This window comes from Oceanispirochaeta sp. M1, from assembly GCF_003346715.1.
GTDB lineage: Bacteria > Spirochaetota > Spirochaetia > DSM-2461 > DSM-2461 > Oceanispirochaeta.
Genome location: NZ_QQPQ01000013.1, coordinates 102,598 through 123,211 on the forward strand (window position 1 = coordinate 102,598; position 20,614 = coordinate 123,211).

Below are 20,614 nucleotides of genomic sequence, written 5' to 3' on the forward strand. Positions count from 1 at the left end.
GATGGAAAGAATATGATTCATAAAGATAAACATCCCCTTGTGATGGGCATAATAAACTGTACTCCCGACTCCTTTTATTCCTCAAGCAGAAAGCAGGGCTTAATTGAAGTCCTTGATCAGGCCAGGGAAATGGTCTCAGATGGGGCGGATATACTCGATATAGGTGGAGAATCCACCAGACCGGGTTCCAGTTTTGTCTCTCTTGAAGAGGAGCTTGAACGAGTTCTTCCCCTTATTGAAGGGATTCGGAAAGAGACGGATATCCCCATTTCAGTAGATACAAGAAAATCGGCTGTTGCCCGTGGGGCTCTCGATCTGGGAGCAAACATAATAAACGATATATCAGCACTCCGGGATGACCCGGAGATGACAGCACTGGCTGCCGAAAGGGACTGTCCGGTCTGTCTGATGCATATGCAGGGAAAACCTGAAACCATGCAGAAAAGTCCGGAATATGATTCAGTTGTGGATGAAGTTCTGAATTTTCTACTTGCAGCTGCGGCATCTGCGGAAAAGGCCGGTGTCAGAAAGGAAAATATTATTCTGGATCCCGGTATCGGGTTTGGTAAGCGTCTTGAAGATAATCTGGCTCTTATACGAAATATAGGCCGTTTTTCAGATACAGGCTATTCCATACTGATGGGACTGTCCCGTAAATCTTTTATAGGACAGATTCTGGATCTTGAAGCCGATGATAGACTTATAGGCTCATTGACGGCAAATGGATTCTGTGCCTCTCAGGGAACAGATATTCTGCGTGTTCATGATGTGAAGGAAACAGTTCAGATGCTTTCTGTACTGCAGGAGATTTTATGGAAGGACTGATAAACAGCTGGGTTTTACGGGAACTGATCAGTCCAGCAATCGATATAGGATTGCTGGCCTTCCTGATTTATAAAGCTTACAACGTTATGGAGGAGACCCAGGCTATTCAGCTGCTTAAGGGTGCCTCCCTTCTGGCACTGGTCTATGTTGCTGCCTGGTTCCTTCAATTAAGCACTCTCCTCTGGATACTGAATCTTCTTGCCCCTGGACTCTTTATCGGTGTGGCTATCGTTTTTCAGCCGGAGCTGAGAAGTATATTCACCCGTATCGGGCAGAGAGATTTTTTCCGGCTTCAGACCAGAACCCGTTCACTTCAGATGGATTCAATTCTGGGTGCTGCGGAAGTTCTTTCAGGACAGAAGAGGGGAGCCCTTGTGGTCTTCTCCCGTAATGTGGGGCTCAAGAATATTATCGATACAGGGACCAAGCTGAATGCAGACCTGACATCTGCCCTGATAATTACAATCTTCGGTCATGATACACCCCTTCACGACGGTGCTCTTGTTATTCAGAACGGTGAAATTGTGTCGGCGGGATGTTTTCTTCCTCTCTCACGGCAGGCGGATATCAGGAGGAGTTTCGGTACCCGTCACAGAGCCGCACTCGGACTTGCTGAAGAGACGGATGCTGTGGTTCTGGTTGTTTCTGAAGAGACCGGTGCTCTGTCATTGGCCTATGATTCTCATATCTTTTATGCATTGACACTGGATGAGGTCCGTTTCAGACTCAGACAGCTCCTGAACCTGCGGGAAAATCCCAATGAAGACGGGGGGGGGAAGAGTTCGTGAAAAAAGGTTTTTTTCAGATTATTTTTGACCGCTGGCTGGCCAAAATTCTCTCCATTCTGGCAGCAGTTCTTCTCTCTATGTTCTATCAGATCAGCAATCTTGAAGAGCGCTATTTCAATATCCCTCTGCAGATTTATACCAATGAAGGTTTCTCTGCAAGCGGTACATACCCTCACAGTGTGAGAGTTAACCTCAGGGGCAGTGAAGAGATGATCTATTCCATTCTTGATAATGACCTTTCTGCTGTAGCGGATTTTACGGCCTATGAGAATGAAGGTTCCTTTAAGGTCCCTATCAAGATTCAGTTTAATTCATCCTACGGTTATCAAAGTGAAACAATGGAAATAAATTTGGAGCCATCTGAAATCGCAATCTTCCAGGAGAAGAAAGTGACGAGAAGCCTGGAAATCCTGCCGTCACTCACTCAGTTCCCGCCCAACGGCTATGAGCTGATTCAGTACTTTGTCTCTCCAACCTATGTCACTGTACAGGGGCCGGAATCCCAGCTTAGTGATATTCACAGTATTAAAACCGAGGAGATTGATCTTTCCGGGCGTTATGATGATTTTAATGTCAGCTCCCGCCTTCTCCCTCCCGGTGACAATGTCACATTTCCCGGTGGAAATACAGTTGAATTCCGGGGTGTTGTGGATGAGGCGATTATTGTACAGAATCTTACCAATCTGGAAATTGTCTCTGTAGATCTGGCTTCCGATTTTATCATCTCCCAGAATCTCCCTGAAATGTCTATTACAGTGCAGGGCAGTCAGCTTCTCCTTGAACAGCTGCGGCCCCGGGATCTTCATTTTTCTCTGGACTGTTCAAAAATTATTGTTCCAGGCACTTATACTATGCCCGTACATGTTGATACTCCCGAGGGTGTGGCGGTACTCAAGTATAATCCCCGGGAGATTTCTGTCTCTTTTTCTAAAAGGAGTGAGCAGCAGTGATTCTGGGTACGGGTATCGATATTGTAGATAATGAACGGATCAGGAAATGGCTGGATGATGATCAGATTCTTCAGCGTTATTTCAGTTTCGATGAAATCGCCTATGTCCGTAGTAAGAAACAGAGTGCAGCAGCATCTCTGGCAGCCCGTTTTGCTGCAAAGGAAGCATTCGGTAAGGCTCTGGGGACAGGACTGCATGGAATCTCCTTAAAGGATATTGAAGTTGTTCCTGATAAAAACGGAAAGCCCGAGTTGAAGCTTACAGGATCAGCCCTCAGGGTTTTTGAAGCAGGAGGAGGAGGGACAGTCTTTCTGTCTCTCAGCCATGATTCTGTTTTTTCCATAGCCCAGGTCATTATAGAGGAGGCCCCCATTGGCTGAAGATAAAAAGATGAAGCTTACATTTTTATCTAAACAGGAGCTTGAATGTCCTGTCTGTGATAATACCTTCAGGAAGGAAGAACTCCTCTCCGGCGGCGGTCGTATGAATGCCGGGGATCTGACTAAAGAACTTCACAGAACTTATCTACCAACCAATAAATTCGGAACAGTATATCCTCTGCTTTATCCTGTGATTATCTGTCCATCCTGTTATTATGCCTCCTATCCTTCGGATTTCAAGAATATGAAAGGGGATAGGCTTTCCGCTTTGAAAAAAAGTATTGGAAATAGAAAAACTGCGATGAACAGTCTCTTTCCCAATCTTGATTTTAACAGTCCCCGGAGACTGCAGGAGGGAATTGCCTCCTACTCTTTTGCATCCATGTGTTATGAATCAGGAACAAATGATATGGCTCCCACTTTCAAACAGGCTATGTCCTGCCTCAGGGCTGCCTGGCTCTGTATGGATCTTCATAAAGAGGATAAGACTCAGAATTTCGATTATCTTGCACAGGTCTTTTACAGAAAAGCAGCCTTTTTCTATGGACGTGTTGTTGAAATGGAACAGATAGGTGAAGAATCTGTTGAGGGGCTCAGTCATCTGGGACCGGATCTTGATAATAATTACGGATTTGATGGAGTACTTTATCTTTCAGGATATCTGGAATATAAATACGGGCAGCGTAGTAATCCCGAACGCCGGGGTAAGCAGCTTGCCAAGGCCCGGTCTACGGTTTCCAGGATTGTCGGTATGGGTAAATCTTCAAAATCCAAGCCAACCGCAATACTTGAGCTTTCAAGGGATCTGCATAAATTAATCAAGGACGAATTGGATGAGCTTGGAATCGAAACGTAAAATACGTCTGGATCTCTCATATGACGGAACAGACTTTGAAGGCTGGCAGATACAGAAACAGGGACGGACAGTTCAGGGAGAGCTTGTAAAGGTTCTGGAATCTTTTCACCCGGGACAAAGGATCAGCCTCGTAGGTTCCGGACGGACTGATTCAGGGGTTCACGCCTCCTGTCAGGTCGCCCATTTTGAAACCGAGGGCTGCTCAATACCTTCAGAACGGTTCCGGCAGGCTATTAATTCAAAACTTCCCAGAGATATCAGAATACATAAAAGCTGTGAAGTGGATACTGACTTTCATGCCCGGTACGATGCGGTTATGAGGGTCTACAGATATTATCTGATCAAGCCGGAATATCAGAAGGCTCATATGACCCAGTATTCAACTCTCTGTCTGCTGGACCTTGATATTCCGATACTCAATAATATGGCCATGGCTTTGACTGGTACACAAGATTTTACATCCTTTGCGGCAGCAAAAGATCCAAATAATAATAAGGTGAGAACCATCCGCAGCGCCCGTTTTTTTAAAGAGGGACCTTACACAGTTTTCAGAGTGGCAGGTAATGCTTTTTTATGGAAAATGGTGAGAACCATGGTAGGAACTCTGCTGCAGCAGTATGAAAACAGTGGATCTTATAATGATATAAAGGGTATCCTTGAGATGAAGGACAGAACTCTGGCCGGACCTTCTGCGAAACCCCACGGTCTATTTCTTGACAAGGTGATATATGGATCAGAAAAAGCTCTATACTGATTTTTGGAATCTTATTTCAGAAACTGAAGATTATCTAAAATACGGAATGAAAACCAAACACCCCGGGACACCTGTTTTTTCGGAGCGGAGCGCTGAGACAGAAACTGTACAGCCCGTGATGACAGTACAGGAAATTATTCCGGATTCTGAAAACTGTCAGAACTGTCCCATGCTGAAAGCCGGTAAAAAAGCCATGCCCATGCTGGGGAATATCCATTCTGATCTCTGGGTTGTAACAGATCCTCCCCTGCAGGAGGCCGAAAAACTTAACCGTCCCTTTGGTGAAAGTGAAATGGAATATTTTCAGAAATGGATGACCGCCATAGAGCTCTCTCTTCCGAATGATCTAATGCTTCAGAATCTTACCCGTTGCCGAACCCCCGGTAACCGTCCACCCTTTCCTGAAGAGATGAACCGCTGTGGAAAGGAAATTATTTCCCGGCTGGAAATTCATCGCCCCAAGGTCATTCTTGTCATGGGTTCCGCCTGTGCTTCCTGGTTTACTTCACAGAAAGGTGTAAAGATCAGCGAAATACGGGGCCGTCTTTATTCATGGCAGGGTATTCCTCTTGTGGTGACATATTCACCAGATCAGGTTCTGAGCTATGGAGAACTGAAAAGACCTGTATGGGAAGATCTCAAAAGTCTGCGGAATATATTAAGTGGTTCCTGAGTATCTGGAAGTTGCTTTTAATCTCCCTCTGAACTCGCTCTATTCCTATACTCTTCCCGAAGATGAGAGTAGAACCGCCTCATCTCTTTTGGGCTGCAGGGTTTCTGCTGAATTCGGTAGAAGGACTCTTACGGGATGGGTTGTGTCTGTGGGAAATGCTCTTCCCGAGGGTGTAAAAAAAGCAAAAGCTGTTCTTCGAATTCTTGATGAAAAAGCTCTGTTTGATGACTCTCTTCTGAAACTGGCACAGTGGATGTCTGATTTTTATCTCTGTTCTCTGGGAGAGGCTCTGAGTGTGATGCTTCCCGGAGCTAAACGGGAAAAAGATCTGCCGCCTCTCGGCCTGGGTGGTGAAGATGAAGTACACAGCAGAGTAACACTCTCGGGTGAACAGGATAGGGCTTTAAAAGCAATCAATACTGGTTCTGAATCTTATTATTATCTCTACGGGATTACCGGTTCAGGGAAGACAGAAGTTTTTCTCCGGGCAGCAGAAGATGTTCTTGCAAAAGGAAAGTCAGTAATTTTTCTGGTACCTGAAATCGCACTGACTCATCAGATGGTGGATGATCTTTCCGGGCGTTTTGCCACAGACCCTGCGGTGCTTCATTCACATCTTACTCCCTCCCAGAAGCTCAAGGAGTGGAGACGTATTCAGTCGGGAGAGGCTAAAGTTATCATCGGGGCCAGAAGTGCCGTATTTGCACCTGTTGAAAATCTCGGCATGATAATCCTGGATGAAGAACACGAAACATCCTACAAGTCCGGATCGACTCCCCGTTATCACGGCAGACAGCTTGCAATGAAGCGCTGCATGATGAGTGGTGCCAAGTTGCTTATGGGCAGTGCCACACCATCGGTGGAAGCATGGTATCTGATGGAGAAAGGACAGTTCAGAAAGCTGGTTCTCAAGGAGAGACCAGCCGGGGGAGCCAAGCCTGAGGTCAGTATTATAGATCTTAAAAAATCAAAAAGTCTTCTCTCTCAGGAGCTTATCCGAGGCATGGAGCGGGTATTGCAGGAAGGCAAACAGGTCATTCTATTTCTTAACAGAAGGGGTCATTCCTACTATTTTCACTGTCGCAGCTGTGGTTATGAGATGAAGTGCCGGCAGTGCAGCATCCCCCTCACGTTTCATAAAAGCAGAAACAGAATGATCTGTCATTACTGTGGATATCATGTGTCTCCTCTTACGGTGTGTCCCGAATGTTCCTCCATGGATGTGGGATATGCCGGTTTCGGTACTGAGCAGGTGGAGGAGCAGGTAGCTGCTGTATTTCCGGATTCTGTTCTGGCTCGTCTTGATACAGACAGTGCCCGAAAAAAAGGTGTGCTTCAGGATACAATCACCCGTTTTAAAGAGGGGAAGATCAATATCCTTCTGGGAACACAGATGGTTGCCAAGGGGCTGAATTTTCCGGGTGTTAAGCTTGTAGGAATTGTTCTTGCGGATACAGGTCTCTCTCTGCCCGACTTCAGGGCGGCGGAGCGCTCATTTTCTCTGATTGTTCAGGTTGCCGGAAGGGCCGGGCGCTATCGAGATGATGGAGAAGTTCTTATTCAGACAATGCGTCCCGATAACCCGGCAGTTGTCTACGGCAGCAGGGCCGATATGGAATCCTTCTATTCCTATGAGCTGGAACAGAGGCAGATAATGGAGTTTCCGCCCTATTCCCGTCTTATCCGTATCGTTTACAGGGGTAAGCAGGGAGCAAAGGTGCTTCAGGCTCTGGAAGAACTGACAGCCATTTTCAGAAAGGCGGGACTGCCTGATGTGATGGGACCTGCAGAGTGTCCTCTGGGCATTATTTCAGGGAATTACCGTTACCATACACTTCTCCGCTGCAGTGATGATTTTTCAGGAATCCACCGTATTGCGGCATCCATTATAAAAGGAATAGAAGTCCCCCGTGGAATCTATCGTGAAATAGATATTGATCCGGTTCAGCTGCTGTGAAAGGACTGTCTGCTCAGCATCGAAATATTGACTTTTACTCTCAGCTTGTGGATACTGATTCAGACAAGAGGACATTATGGATATATACACAATAGATATAGAAAAAGAACTTGAAGTCTTAAGATTAAAATCCCAGCCGGTTAAAGATATAAATCAGGAACTGGTTGATTATACAAATAGGATGATTAAGGCCATTGACGGCATCGGAATCGGACTGGCAGCACCCCAGGTGGGAAGAAATGAGCGTTTCTTCGTCTGCCAATTTGACCAGATCGATCCCATGGTTTTCATCAATCCTGAAATCATCGGAACAAGCGAGGAACTCTCTTCCTATGAAGAGGGCTGTCTGAGTATCCCCGGTATGTACGGTGATGTAAAACGTCCTGCTGTCATTCAGGTGCAGGCCTGGAATCAGAAGGGCCGTCCATTTAAGATTGAGGCAGAAGGGCTTCTGGCCACCTGTATTCAGCATGAGCTGGACCATCTGAACGGAACACTTTTTATTGATCATATGCCTGATCGCAAACGGATCAAACTTTTAAAAAAATACGATAAAATCATGGGGTTGTAGATGCGGGTAATTTTTGCAGGTACACCTGAAATCGCGGTTCCCTCATTAAGGGCTGTTGCGGGAGAACATGAAATTGTCGCTGTATTGACAAATCCCGACCGTGCAAAAGGCCGGGGTAAGAAAATGCATTTCTCTCCAGTAAAAGAGGCTGCAATTCAGCTTGGTCTCAATGTACTTCAGCCTCAGAAACTGAATGCTGAGTTTCGCGAAACCGCAGCTGCTCTGAAGCCGGATATCCTTATCTGCATTGCCTATGGAAAAATTTTCGGCCCTGCATTTTTGGCATTGTTTCCTGAAGGCGGGATAAATCTTCATCCATCCAGACTACCCGACTTACGAGGACCTTCTCCTCTGAACAGCATTATTTTGAGAGGAGATGAAGAGGGTGCAATAACAGTTCAAACTCTGGCAAAGGAGATGGACAGCGGTGATATCCTTCTTCAGAAATCTCTGATAATTGATGAGAGAGAGACAGCTGAAACACTGACTGAACGTGTCGCTCTTGAGGGTGGATACTGTCTCATTGAGGTCCTTAAGGGACTGGAGGACGGTTCAATCGTTCCCAGGGCGCAGGATCACAGCAAAGCCACATTCTGCAGTCTCATCGGTAAAAATGATGGACTGATGGACTGGTCCCTTTCTGCCGCAGAACTGGATAGAGTTGTCAGGGGATACACCCCCTGGCCCCACGGATTCACATTCTGGAATGGACTCCGTCTGAATATTATTGAAGCCCATCCCTATACGAAAGAAGCCTCAGGCACAGTGCCCGGCGAGGTGACAGGTATGGACAAAAAAGAAGGAATTCTGATACAAACTGGTGAAGGTATTCTGGCAGTCAGCCGCCTTCAATTGCAGTCAAAAAAAGCCATGGACTATAAATCTTTTCTAAACGGATCTAAAGATTTTATAGCTTCAGTACTGGGAGCAGAACATGATCTCGAAAATTAAAAGCTTAATCAAGCCACCTGTGCGTGATTCATTTCAAGGGAAAACAGATCTGGAAAGCAGGGATGAAAAGAATTTCTTCCGTATGGCTCTCGGGATTATCCTGGGAACTTTACTAGTCCTGTTTTTCTCATTTATGATTACATTCTTTGTTTCTGTACGGGGTGCAGAACAGACTCTTGTTCCCAATGTTACAGGTGAATATCTTATTGACGGTCTGATTAATCTGCAGGAGAAAGAACTCTATCCCCGTATTCAGGTTCGCTATACCGAAGACCCTCTTGAAAAAGATCATATCATTTCTCAGGACCCCAAGGCCGGCAGTGTTGTCCGCGCCGGTAAAAGGATTAAGTTGACCATAAGCAAGGGTGCTGTTGTCGACAAGGTTGGAAGTTATACTGGGCTGAATCTGTCCGATGTAAAGACTCAGCTGCAGACACTTTTTGCTTCCTATAAGCCTCTTATGGTTATTAAAGAACCTGTTGTGTTTGTCTTTGATGATGCTACGGCGGGAACCATTCTTGAGCAGGAGCCAATTGCAGATACACCCCTTACCGGTCTGACTGAACTTATATTTGTAGTAAGCCGTGGTCCCGTTGGAAAAAAATATAATATTGATGATTTTACAGAACTGAGATGGATGGATGCTGTGAACAGACTCGTTCGTTCAAATCAGCCCTTTGTTTTCACTCTGTCAGAAGATGAACCGGGGAATAATTCTGTAGTCCTCAAACAAGTGCCCGCCTCCGGTAAAACTGTTATGGCCGGTACCAGGATTAACCTGACAATTTCCACTCCTAAAAAGCTTGCCCGTGATGAGGGTTTCGGAATGATTGAACTGACCCTTCCCGATTATCCTGTTTCTGTTGATCTGACTGTTGAGCGTACCGAAACAGCCGGCAGGGCTGAAACTATAATGGAGATGAAACACCCGGGTGGTCGGTTCTCAATGCCATATAGAGAAAAAATCGGTACAGAAATAACCGTGAAAATATATGATGAGGTGGTTAAGAAAATTACTGTAGAGTAATTAACTTCTATCAGATAAGAGCAGCCTCCAGCAGGTTGCTTTTATTATTTATAAAGCGGAGCATTCTCTCCTGTATTCCGTCAAAGAACTCTTTTTCCAGTTTTGAGGCGTTCTCACCGATGTAGCGGAAATGCCAGCTTTCCCATACATAGCCTGTGTAGGATTCCATTCCTTCGGGATAACTCATTGAGAAACCGTAAAGCCATGCATTCTCCTTCACCCATTTTCCAGCTGCTGTAAGGGCAAAGGAGTCATCGATACTGCCGAAGTCTATTGCTGTTCCCAACTGATGCTGAGATTTTCCAGGCCGGGCCGAATAGCGGTCTGCCGCTTCCTGTCCGTCTCTCTCTACATAACGATTATACAGACCTTCCTGATATTCGAAAGAACGGTAGGAGGAGGAGATTATCAGATCAATATCTTCCTGTTCAGCTTTTTCAACCATAGCAAGAAGTGAAGGCAGTGTTGCAGCTCTGAGTCGATGTCCCGATCTCGAAAGAAGAAGTTGATCCTTATACTCGTCAAGGGATACCAGATCTTCGGGAACACCTTCTCTGTTCAGACTCTGCTCTTTATTTACAAGTACTGTCAGGTCGGAATTCCAGGGATGAACATCCAGTATAAGCTGAAGAAAATATTCGGATCTCTCTTTAATATTTCTATTCACTGATTCCGGCAGACCTGAGCAAAGTTCTGATAAATCATCTTCTGTCAGATTGAAAGCAGGATGGAGGAGGCGGGGTGTTTCAAGCTCTGATTCAACTTCCACAGGAAGCTCCTCTGATATTTTTTTACTGCATCCTGTAAAAGCCAGGAGTAGAATACTTAGAATTACAATGGTATTTCGCATAATTGCAGTATCATCCCCACCCAAAAAAAAGTCAATTATTCCCAGTTAAAATGACAACCCAATTCTTTTGATGTATAATCCGGTTGTGGAGAACTTTACCCTACAGATTGAATCAGCCCGTTCTCTGATGAAGGATGGGCAGTATAGAAAGGCCTTTGATCTCATAGTCAATCAGGATGTACAGAGCCTTCCCGACCTACTCGGGAAAATTGAATGTCTGGTTGATATCGGATTTGTTCTCAGGGACGAGAAGATTCTCCGTTACAGTCTCTATCTTCTTGAAAAGCACGGCAGTGAAGTTCTTGAAGTTGCCGACCTGGCTCCCAGGTATTTTCTTAATCTTGGTCATCAGTATGCCAATATGGTAACTCTCTCATCCTTCGGGGATGAGCATTACGGTTTTTTTAAAAGAGTGGAGCAGGTCAAGGCAAGATCATTTTATGAAAAAGTTCTCAGTTATGACAGTGTTTCCGATGAGATCGCCTTTGAAGCATACAAGGGTCTGGGACAGATGTACCAGAGTTCCGGAAGAGGTCTGGAAGCTCTGTCTGAATATCAGAAAGCCCTGAAACTCAAACCTGCAAGCCGAGAAATCCTGCATGAAAAAATTCGTCTGATGCTTGAGTATTCCATTCCTTCTCTCCCCAACAGGGAGGAGTTCTTACAGGAAGCCTGGGCTCTGATGGAAAAGAGCATCAGCTATAGAGAAGAAGAGGATGATCAGGAAGATGTCATTCTGAAAACCAGACTTCTCAACTGCGGTATTCAGCGGCATATCCTTGAGACTCCCGGAGAATACCCGATTCGTTCTGTTATTACTAATTCCGAGGAAGAACACTTTTTTACCAAGTTCTGTGTGACAAACAGTCTTTATCTGAATCTCTGCACCTTCTGCAGAAAATGTGATTTCACCATGGGAGACACCATGGCCCTCAGCAGTTCAAGTCTGACAATTATGCAGGGTCAGAAAAAAAGATTTGTCAGACTGCGGGATATTTATGAGCAGCTTCAGAGAAAATATACTTCCGGCCGCTATATTCTCAGTGATACACTGAACAGCGGTCGTCATAAGGAGTATCTTCACAGAGTTTTTACCGAAGATGATTCTATAAAGACTAAAGATCAAAGTAGCGATTTTTTTCAGCTTGCATCCGCATTTCAAACTGCCTGGTCTTTATGGGATCTTGCTGCAGAGTTCATCTCTGTATACTGGGATCTTGAACCATCATCGGATATTCATACTCTCTTTTATAAAGGAAAGGAAATCCGTGAAGAGTGGTATAGTAGAACAAGTCCTTCCCTTCATTCTATTTTCGATCTCTACAGTGATTGTCTTGTTGGAAAAGACAAATCCCTTTCAGTCACACAGAACATATTGCACGGAGGAAGTTCAGACTGGAATAAACTGAATACTGCGGATCTGAAACAGTACTGTATTCTATTATTCAGACAGATGAATCGAGTTATTCAATATCTGGGAATTATGCATGAGAGAAATGAATATTCCAGTGCCGACTGGGATTTTCCAAGACCTCTTTATAATTTTGTTATTATAAAAGAGGACATAAACAGTAAATAGTTGTACAGTTATATTAAGCAGAAATGATTAACTTAAATGGAGGCTGAGAAGTGAGGACCTTTGGTAGTAGTACTGAAACTCATCGGGTATTTCATCTTGGAACAGAATGCTATATTCTCTATCTCGGAAGCGATCAGGACGATGATGATCCGTTCATTCGAATCGGGAATACCCCCGACCTTCCCGATCTGCTGCACAAGATAACTTCGAAGATTATTCTGACTTCTTCTTATACTGGAAATCCTTTTCTGGAAGTTCAGTATGCAAGACGACACAAGCTTTCCTATCTTGGGGATGTGGACATAATTGAACACTTCAGAAAATTCTTTCAGGGTCTCCAGCTTCCTGCCAGAGAATTGAATGATTACCGGCAGGTAAAGACAAGAGAAAACAGACATACCCTTTATTTTTATAACAATGGGAATATTCATCTTAATTTTGATGAAACCCTTTTGTTTGATCTCCATAAAAGAGAGCAGAAGGATCTTCACAGTTATCAGCTCTGCGATAGTGTTAAAGCACTTTTCCTTAAAAATCCTCTCCGCTATACAAGAGAAGAATTAAATAGATCAGGTTTCTTTATTTCTGAAAACGGCAAATTTTATCTAATACATAAAAACTGGATATCTCTGGATCTTGAGGATCAGTATTTTGCTTCTCTTGCATCACAGGGTATTGATCCGGATGAAGTTAATTCTGTCTTTACTCATTTATCAGAACAGGAAATGGGGCAACCTGAAAGGGAAGCATTAGTTCAGATAATTAAAAGAAGAACTCTCCGTAATAAGAATGTCACTGTCCTGACTACAAAAAAAGATATTACAGATCATCTTCTCCATCTGTTTCCAGACGGCCAGAATACTACCGCCGTTCGTCCCTTTCTGATGGAAGCGGGGCAGGAACTTATAGAGAGAGGGATGACCGCAGTTGTTAAAGAGAATACTCTGAGCATTCAGTTCGCTGCAAAAGAGAATCTGATTATTCCCTACAGCTCTTCAGGCAATGGCGTACCGCGCTGGGCCGGATGGCATATCTCACTTGATAGAAAAACTCTGACTCATAGAACTGATGAAGGTGTAGAGACAGAGCTTAAAACTCTTAAAGGTTTTCCCCTTCTCCTTGAAAGCACAGTACCTCTGGGAGCTGCCCTTGTAAGCAAATATCTAACTTTTCTGCATACCTACCTTGAAACCTGGGAAGGCCGGGATTCCTGGACAGCACTCTATGATCTGGAGGATCTGACCAATAGTATTCTGGAGGGAACAAAGGTTAATGGAGCAGGCAATGTTCCGGATATCAAGGCAATAACTCCCGGTCTAGAGTATATCTTCCTTCACAATGTAATAGAAATTTTGAAACAGCATGCACGTCCTCAACCGGAAACAATGATTGGTCATCTCAGTAGAATGATAGAGAATCTTTCTGATCCTTCACCTCTGATGCCGGTACTTGGAGATCTTTTTACAGGAAAGAACGGACCCTTTATTTTATACAGGATCAGCAGCAGTAAATTAAATCCTCATAATTTCAGAAAAGCCGAAGAAATCAGTGAACAGATGAAACAGCTTCAGACTCCTGATGTCAGAAAGTTTAAGAGTGAGAAGAAACGTCTTCAGGATCTTCTTGAAAATCTTTACGGTGCAGGACCGGCAGTAAGTTCCTATACTTCAAGCCCTAAACCTGCAGAAAAAAAGAAAGAGACCACATCGTCTAAACCTTCCCAGGGAGCGGCCGCTTCAAGCAGCACTGCTGCAGAAAGCGGACCTGGAGGATTCGGTCAGAAACCGGCAGTAAGAAGGCCCCCGGCAAAAAGCCGCAGTAAGGCTCCTCTGCTTATTCTTCTTCTAATCCTTCTGCTGGCAGCCGGCGGGGCAGGAGCCTATTTCTTATTCAGTAACGGGGATGATTCTCCGAGAATTGTGAAGACAGATACAGGCAGCGAAAGTTCCGGCAGCAGCGAAAGTTCCGGCAGCAGCGAAAGCTCCGGCAGCAGCGAAAGCTCCGGCAGCAGCGAAAGCTCCGGCAGCAGCGAAAGCTCCGGCAGCAGCGAAAGCTCCGGCAGCAGCGAAAGCTCCGGCAGCAGCGAAAGCTCCGGCAGCAGCGAAAGCTCCGGCAGCAGCGAAAGCTCCGGCAGCAGCGAAAGCTCCGGCAGCAGCGAAAGCTCCGGCAGCAGCGAAAGCTCCGGCACAGTTGAAAGTTCCGGCACAGTTGAAACTGTTGTTGAAACAGAACGCCGACCTGTAACTACCGAAGAGGCTCTGGCATATCTGGAAATTGATGACATAACAATTACCCTGGTAGACATCCATCTTGTATCAAATGACATTGCGGTGAACAGTGGTTATCGTGATCTGGACTACCGCGTCAATGAAGGAAATAACCCTGACTGGATTTATGCCGGAAATGAATTAATCATGCCGGACGGTTCTGTCTACAATGTTGTAAGGGGAGATTCTATCTGGTTTATCGCTTCAAGACTTATAAGGCGTGAACTTGAAATTGATCTTAAAAAAGTTGCAGAGTTGGAAAATAAACTGAGCAATTCAGATCTGTCAAATTCAGAGAAAAAAGTTTTAGTCGATGATTTAATGGCAATTGCAGACAGAACAATGAGTGAACAGTTGAAGGGAAAATTGGTAAATCAATACAGGTAATGAAAATGAATAATGAATACATATTCTGGGTTTTTTTAAAAAAAGACGTTTTTTTACTGTTAAATAGGCTTTGATAAAAAAAATCGTGACAATGAATTTTGAAAAAGATATAAAATGTAATATAATTGGGAATAATGAAACAGGTATTTCCATTTGTTTGTATAAATTAAAATGAGGAGAGTATTATGGCTGGTGATCTTCCTAGAAGTCCTAATGTATTTCACCCAACTAAACCGTCAGCAGTAGGTTCAAGAAACAGTCTTGCCCAGGACGGCCGTCAACAGAATGATGAATTTGAACGTGTCATACAGGAAGAATCTGAAAAGGTTCTAAAAGAGATTGAGACTAAACTACCACAGGAAGTTCTAAAAGAACTTGATGTAATGGGTGGTCTGAAACAGAAACTGTATAACTATTACAACCAGAACTATCAGAACATGTTCAACCGTTATGTTGTAACGACTGAAGATGAGATGGTGAAGAAGATTCGCGGTTTCATAGATAAAGAGGAAAATAAGGCTCTTGCCCGATATACCCCGAAAGAAATCTCTGAGATGCTGGATCAGATCGGTGGAGCTGACAAGTTCAACACCGGTGAGATCGAAAAATCAATAGTTAACATGTACGGACACCTTCAGGGGCATGTACAGAGAGGTCTCAATGACCTTGAAAATGAAACCAATGCTCTTCTGAGACAGAAGACCGATGTTGGTGCATTTATCCGTGGTGAGAATGCATACTCCATCATAAAGTGTTCTTTTAAAGACAATGCATTGAAACCCAAAGTTGTTTCCGATGTTAAACTGTCAATCAATATCCTTGAATCTGAATTGATCTCTCCGATCATCCAGTATCAGGCATCTGTTGAGTACATCATCAAAGATCAGATTTCCAAAACAATTTCCGAGTTTATTGACAGAGAAATTGAAGTTTTCCAGGATCAGATGGTTGATGAAGGTAAAGAAGAACTTACAGATTCCGAACTGATGTTCGAAAGAATCAAAAAAGTTCCCGATTTCACTGATGATGATAAAGATGATGACAACTCCAAGAGATTTGCCTTTATGGCAAAAAACCTTGTAGAAAAAATCGAAGGACTGAGAGCTGAGATTCCCAGAGAGGAATTTGACCCACAGAACATCAGAGAAAATATCAAACGGATCGTTGATGATGAAAATATCAGAAACAGAGGTTTTAATACCGCCGTTAACAATCTGACATCCATTCTGGATACCAGTAAAATGGGTTATCAGTTTATTGAAAACCTTAAGAATGCCCGTGAACTGATTGTTAAAGAATATGAAGATTCAGATCCTAAGAGACTGCCTGATGAAAGATATCAGATCAGACTTAAATTCTATGACAATGATCAGCTTGAGAATCTCAGAAAGAACTACGATCAGCAGATTGATGAGTTCAGAAAAGAAGTTCTTCACCTCTGGGATGTCGTAGAAGTTGTTTACCAGGGTAAAAAATCCCGAGGTAAAATCAGCGATTTTGATGATCTCAGCAAAAAAGTTTCAGGAACCATCAAGAAGCAGATTAAAGATATTTCCGGTGATCCGACCTATGAAGAACAGGAAAAGAACTGGAATGAGATTATGACTCTCCGTGTTGAAGACACAGATGTAGAGAGACTTAATCAGACTTATGTCTATGAAAAAGAACTTCTTAAGAAGATGCTTCGAAAATGCAGAGAAAAAGTAGCTGTTATCTTCGGTTATGAAAATCCAAAGATGAGAGTTGTTACCGACCAGAGAATAGACTTTCTGGAAAAAGAAGTGGAAGAGTTTGATTATCTTATCAATCCCTACCATGTTCAGCCAGGTCTTATACTTGATGTTGATATCACAAGTATCAAACGTAAAAAGTATACTCTGAACGCCATGGCTAACGTTATGAACGAATTCCTCAATGGAGTTTCTAAAGGATTCCAGGATGCGGCATTTGCTTCATTCAAGAGACGTCGTTCAACTGTTCGTGATGACATTGATCAGCAGTTTGGTGATTCTGAAGTTGGTGGCATGGCTCCTTCAACCAATGAGTATGCTAAAAAGCTGAAGGGACTTAATGCAGAAGCAGAAGCAGAAGCTCCTAAAGGTAAAGCAGATGTGACTCCTTCCAAATCTAGAAGGAAGAAAGTTAACCTGGATGAATTAAGCGAGATCTGATATGACTCAAAACATCAGCGATAATAAATATAATTTGTTATCCACCAGAGCAGGTTTTAACCTCGCTCTGGGGCATTTTAAGACGGCCCTCTCCTTCTCTTCTGATGTAGAAGGGGGCTATAATCTTGCTGATGTACTGTCTGAAGCTATTGAGGAGGGATCTATCTCTCCTCAGCAGCTGAGGCCTGTACTCAACATACTTCTGGTTGATAAGTTCTCTTATCAAATCAAAACAGAAAATCTGAGAGATGCAGTAGATTCGGTGGATGATCTCATCGCAGCTGTTTCTCAGTGGACCATGCTGGATGTTGTTCTTGCCTTCTATAACTCCAGCGGGGATATCTCTGTGATAAACCCGTCCAACAAGGACCATTGGGCCCCTGTCATACCGCTCAAGCGGGATGAGTTGATGGTTTGTTTTATTAAAAGTCGAAAAGAAAATGATCTGAAAACCGAACAAGCGGCATGCATCGATCTATTTAATCTCCTGTACGGCAAAAAAATCAAGGTTAAAAAATCATTTATTAATCCTGATTTTGTAGCGGAAGAGAGGGTAGAAGTGAGGACTCCTGAATCAAAACGGGAACAAGATGTTCAAGCAGCACCCGAAGAAGCCGCTGCACCGTCACGTGTTGTGAATACCGGAAAATCCTCGGCAAAAATTTCTGTTCTGGTTACCAACGAACTGTTTCATAATGGTAACGTTGAAGCCTGGAAAAAAATAATGGCCAGTTACAAAGGTAAACACCCCGGATTGGATGTGAATATCTGGTATGATGGTGAAAAGATCAATGATATAAATACGCTCTTCAAATGGGGCAAGGTAAAGCATGGTACTCCGATTATATTTAATGTGGTCGGCGACGATATTAAAGACGTATCCAAGCTTAAAAAATACTTTTTTGAGGGTGCAAGTGCCCGTTATGAAGTGTTTTTAAGAGGCGCCGTCAATAGTGTTCTCGATCTCTTTTAGTGAGTACTTGTAGAAAAAGGAATTGTCTTTATGGATATTTATTCTTTCAGCAGTGAAGTTTTTACCCAGGATGAGGATGTTCTGGATGCCTTAGGTTACAGAGGCAGACGATTGATGCATCTGGCAGGTCTTGGGATACCTATCCTTCCGGGTTATGTACTGACTAACGATTCTTTATTAGCTGAGCTGGAAAGTCCCGGTTCAAATGATAAGATGGTTCAGAATTCCATATCCAATATGGAAGATGTAATCGGCAAAAAATTTGGAGATGCCAGTAATCCTCTGCTGATTAAATATGTTCTGAGTCCTCAGCTGAATATGATAGACACTTTTTCAAGTCTTCATAATGTGGGTCTCTGCAGCAGTACAATAGATGGATTTTCCTCTTTTGTGGGCGAAGAGTTTGCCTATCATGAGTATAGAAACATGCTGCGCAGAGTTATAACTCTTGATCTTGAAATAGAATCGGACAGCAATAGACGCAAGCTTCTGGAAAAAATGATCAAATCATTGAAAGCCTGTAAGAATGTTACACAGACCAAGGAATCTCTTTTGGAATTGGAAGGGCTTTATCCTGCAGAGTTTTTCTCAGACTCATGGGCACAGCTTGAATATATACAGACTCTCTATACGAAATATTTGAAAGATTCTGTTTCCATTAATGATTCTGCTCTCCTTGTTCAGGCCATGACATTCGGTAACTATGGTAAAAAGAGCTATTTCGGTTCTTATTTTACCAGAGATATAGTGACCGGAAAAAATGAGCTTAGTGGTGATTTTTTTATGAACTCTTTCGATGCAACCAGCACCGAGGGTCAGCCCATTAAGAAAATTTCAAAAGCCATATATCAGGATCTTGATTCTATGGCACGACAGCTTGAGAATCATTATAAAGAAATCCGTCAGATAAAATTCACAGTAGAAGATGGAAAACTCTGGGTAATTGATCAGCAGGAGGCCGAAGGTAAGTCTACACAGGCACATATCCGAACACTGCTTGATCTTAACAAGGCGGGGATTGTTAGTGATGAATACATGATCAATGACATTCAGCCAAACCGTCTGGCTGAGATTCTACATCCGGTCATTGACCGTAAATCTGCTGAAAACTTACCCTCTGTTAAAGGTGGAATTTCAGGATCTGTGGGAGCCGCTATGGGTAGAGTTTACTTTACCACAGATGCACTCATGAAAGAATATCGGATAACCACTCAAAGAGGTCTTGAGTCCAATCTCATTCTTATTATGAGATCCACTTATGCTGAAGATGTAAAGGCAATTGAAGTATGTCAGGGTGTAATCACCTGTGAGGGAGGCTATGCCTCTCATGCTCCGGTAGTTGCCAGAAGCCTCGGTAAAGTAGCCATGGTGAATCCTGATCTTAAAATTTTAAAATCAGGTGTGAAATTCGGAGAACGGTTGGTGAAAGAAGGAGATTACATCACTCTGGATGTTCCCTCCTATGATAAACCTACAGTTTATTTTGATAAAGTCGGGCTGATAAAACCTAGTATTGAAGAGAGCGGTATTCTTGAATTTCTGGATGTGGTGCAGAAGTTTATTGGTGATTTCGATTGCCATGCAAATGCAGATCAGCCGAAAGATGCACAGCTGGCTAAGTTGTTTCATGCTGATGGTATCGGACTCTGCCGGACAGAGCACATGTTTTTTAATGAAGAACGAATTCCCTTGTTCCGCTCTCTGATTATCACTGATGATATGAAGGATCGGTACAAGATTCTGGATAAACTGGGTAAAATGCAGACTTCAGATTTCTATAATCTTTTCAAGATTATGGAAGGACATCCTGTCACAATTCGTCTACTGGATGCACCGCTCCATGAATTCCTCCCTCATACAAGAGACAGTATGCAGGAATTCATCAGCTATTACAGAAAAGGTCACCCTAAAGCCACGGAAGCGGATATTCGTCTGCGCTGTGATATGATGGGTGAAGTGAATCCCATGCTTGGTCATCGTGGTATACGTGTTGCAATTTCAAAACCTGAAGTTTATGCCATGCAGATCCGGTCTATATTTGAAGCTCTTTATAAGTTGAAAGTGGAAGATGATATAGATTGTCAGCCTGAGATTATGCTACCGGTTGTCATGTCTCACAGAGAAGTGAAAACAGTTCGTTTTGGAAAGAGAATTGAAGGTGCTGAGATCCTTGGTATAAGAGATATTGAGGAAGCTGTACGGCAGAAGTATGATATACCGGCACTACCTTATCAGGTTGGTACTATGATAGAACTTCCCGGGGCCGCTCTGAATGCTGATAAGATTGCACGCTATGCAGATTTCTTCAGTTTCGGAACAAATGATCTGACCCAGACTACCAATGGTATCTCAAGGGATGACTTCAACTCATTTTTCACTGATTATAATCAATATGACCTTCTGGAGAGAAATCCATTCAAGTACCTGAATGAACCTGTAAAGGAACTGGTTTCCATTGCAGCAGAGCGGGGGCGTATGGTAAGACCGGATATGAAACTGGGATTGTGCGGTGAGCATGGTGCAGAGCCTGAGAATATCAAGTTCTGTATGGATACGGGACTCAACTATGTGTCCTGTTCGCCCTATGGTATTCCCATAGCTAAACTGGCAATAGCCCAGTTTAATCTACAGAAATAAGAAAAAGTTATATTCTTG

The 20,614-nt window shown here is 43.5% G+C and carries 17 protein-coding genes; 16 read left to right on the plus strand and 1 reads right to left on the minus strand.

Annotation, left to right across the window (positions count from 1 at the left end):
• The first annotated feature begins 12 nt into the window (after positions 1-12).
• From folP to DV872_RS11345, 11 genes are all read left to right on the plus strand, one after another.
• A complete protein-coding gene (gene folP, locus DV872_RS11295; RefSeq protein WP_230391529.1) occupies positions 13-825 on the plus strand; it encodes a dihydropteroate synthase in 813 nt (270 codons plus the stop codon).
• Positions 813-1,613 carry a diadenylate cyclase CdaA gene (gene cdaA, locus DV872_RS11300; protein ID WP_114630040.1) on the plus strand — a complete coding sequence of 267 codons (801 nt, stop codon included), beginning with the start codon at positions 813-815 and terminating at the stop codon, positions 1,611-1,613. The genes folP and cdaA overlap by 13 nt, the downstream gene beginning before the upstream one ends.
• Positions 1,610-2,563, plus strand: a complete 954-nt coding sequence (locus DV872_RS11305; RefSeq protein WP_114630041.1) for a YbbR-like domain-containing protein — start codon at positions 1,610-1,612, stop codon at positions 2,561-2,563. Before cdaA ends, DV872_RS11305 begins: the two co-directional genes overlap by 4 nt.
• Positions 2,560-2,943, plus strand: coding sequence for a holo-ACP synthase (locus DV872_RS11310; RefSeq protein WP_114630042.1), 384 nt, complete (start codon positions 2,560-2,562; stop codon positions 2,941-2,943). Before DV872_RS11305 ends, DV872_RS11310 begins: the two co-directional genes overlap by 4 nt.
• On the plus strand, positions 2,936-3,799 hold the full coding sequence (locus DV872_RS11315) for a DUF2225 domain-containing protein (RefSeq protein WP_230391530.1): 864 nt from the start codon (positions 2,936-2,938) through the stop codon (positions 3,797-3,799). The genes DV872_RS11310 and DV872_RS11315 overlap by 8 nt, the downstream gene beginning before the upstream one ends.
• A complete protein-coding gene (gene truA, locus DV872_RS11320; protein ID WP_114630043.1) occupies positions 3,777-4,553 on the plus strand; it encodes a tRNA pseudouridine(38-40) synthase TruA in 777 nt (258 codons plus the stop codon). Before DV872_RS11315 ends, truA begins: the two co-directional genes overlap by 23 nt.
• Positions 4,528-5,226, plus strand: coding sequence for a uracil-DNA glycosylase (locus DV872_RS11325; RefSeq protein WP_114630044.1), 699 nt, complete (start codon positions 4,528-4,530; stop codon positions 5,224-5,226). The genes truA and DV872_RS11325 overlap by 26 nt, the downstream gene beginning before the upstream one ends.
• The gene (gene priA / locus DV872_RS11330; protein ID WP_114630045.1) at positions 5,216-7,183 is read left to right on the plus strand and encodes a primosomal protein N'; all 1,968 of its coding nucleotides are present in this window, start codon (positions 5,216-5,218) and stop codon (positions 7,181-7,183) included. Before DV872_RS11325 ends, priA begins: the two co-directional genes overlap by 11 nt.
• A gap of 76 nt (positions 7,184-7,259) precedes the next feature.
• Positions 7,260-7,754 carry a peptide deformylase gene (def, locus tag DV872_RS11335; protein ID WP_114630046.1) on the plus strand — a complete coding sequence of 165 codons (495 nt, stop codon included), beginning with the start codon at positions 7,260-7,262 and terminating at the stop codon, positions 7,752-7,754.
• Positions 7,755-8,705 carry a methionyl-tRNA formyltransferase gene (fmt, locus tag DV872_RS11340; protein WP_114630047.1) on the plus strand — a complete coding sequence of 317 codons (951 nt, stop codon included), beginning with the start codon at positions 7,755-7,757 and terminating at the stop codon, positions 8,703-8,705.
• Entirely contained in the window at positions 8,689-9,732 is a 1,044-nt protein-coding gene (locus DV872_RS11345) for a PASTA domain-containing protein (protein WP_114630048.1), read from the plus strand. The genes fmt and DV872_RS11345 overlap by 17 nt, the downstream gene beginning before the upstream one ends.
• 10 nt (positions 9,733-9,742) lie before the next feature.
• Here the strand turns inward: DV872_RS11345 and DV872_RS11350 are convergent, their stop codons facing one another.
• Entirely contained in the window at positions 9,743-10,582 is an 840-nt protein-coding gene (locus DV872_RS11350; RefSeq protein ID WP_147283153.1) for a M15 family metallopeptidase, read from the minus strand.
• An 85-nt stretch (positions 10,583-10,667) separates the two neighbouring features.
• Here DV872_RS11350 and DV872_RS11355 point away from each other — a divergent pair, with 85 nt between their 5' ends.
• The 5 genes from DV872_RS11355 (at position 10,668) to DV872_RS11375 (ending at position 20,596) form a co-directional block, all read left to right on the plus strand.
• Entirely contained in the window at positions 10,668-12,161 is a 1,494-nt protein-coding gene (locus DV872_RS11355; RefSeq protein ID WP_147283154.1) for a M48 family metallopeptidase, read from the plus strand.
• 50 nt (positions 12,162-12,211) lie between these two features.
• The gene (locus tag DV872_RS26560; protein WP_158546927.1) at positions 12,212-14,815 is read left to right on the plus strand and encodes a hypothetical protein; all 2,604 of its coding nucleotides are present in this window, start codon (positions 12,212-12,214) and stop codon (positions 14,813-14,815) included.
• 185 nt (positions 14,816-15,000) lie between these two features.
• Entirely contained in the window at positions 15,001-16,986 is a 1,986-nt protein-coding gene (cfpA, locus tag DV872_RS11365; protein ID WP_114630051.1) for a cytoplasmic filament protein CfpA, read from the plus strand.
• A gap of 34 nt (positions 16,987-17,020) precedes the next feature.
• A complete protein-coding gene (locus tag DV872_RS11370) occupies positions 17,021-17,959 on the plus strand; it encodes a hypothetical protein (protein ID WP_147283155.1) in 939 nt (312 codons plus the stop codon).
• A 30-nt stretch (positions 17,960-17,989) separates the two neighbouring features.
• Positions 17,990-20,596: a putative PEP-binding protein gene (locus DV872_RS11375; protein WP_114630053.1), complete on the plus strand. Its 2,607-nt coding sequence runs from the start codon at positions 17,990-17,992 to the stop codon at positions 20,594-20,596.
• The last annotated feature ends 18 nt before the right edge of the window (positions 20,597-20,614 follow it).

What these genes read in the sequence shown, in the direction of transcription:
- def (WP_114630046.1), top strand. Translation starts at nt 7,260, where the DNA reads ATGGATATATACACAATAGATATAGAAAAAGAACTTGAAGTCTTAAGA.
- cfpA (WP_114630051.1), top strand. Translation starts at nt 15,001, where the DNA reads ATGGCTGGTGATCTTCCTAGAAGTCCTAATGTATTTCACCCAACTAAA.
- fmt (WP_114630047.1), top strand. Translation starts at nt 7,755, where the DNA reads ATGCGGGTAATTTTTGCAGGTACACCTGAAATCGCGGTTCCCTCATTA.
- DV872_RS11345 (WP_114630048.1), top strand. Translation starts at nt 8,689, where the DNA reads ATGATCTCGAAAATTAAAAGCTTAATCAAGCCACCTGTGCGTGATTCA.
- DV872_RS11325 (WP_114630044.1), top strand. Translation starts at nt 4,528, where the DNA reads ATGGATCAGAAAAAGCTCTATACTGATTTTTGGAATCTTATTTCAGAA.
- DV872_RS11375 (WP_114630053.1), top strand. Translation starts at nt 17,990, where the DNA reads ATGGATATTTATTCTTTCAGCAGTGAAGTTTTTACCCAGGATGAGGAT.
- cdaA (WP_114630040.1), top strand. Translation starts at nt 813, where the DNA reads ATGGAAGGACTGATAAACAGCTGGGTTTTACGGGAACTGATCAGTCCA.
- DV872_RS11350 (WP_147283153.1), bottom strand. Translation starts at nt 10,582, where the DNA reads ATGCGAAATACCATTGTAATTCTAAGTATTCTACTCCTGGCTTTTACA.
- folP (WP_230391529.1), top strand. Translation starts at nt 13, where the DNA reads ATGATTCATAAAGATAAACATCCCCTTGTGATGGGCATAATAAACTGT.
- truA (WP_114630043.1), top strand. Translation starts at nt 3,777, where the DNA reads ATGAGCTTGGAATCGAAACGTAAAATACGTCTGGATCTCTCATATGAC.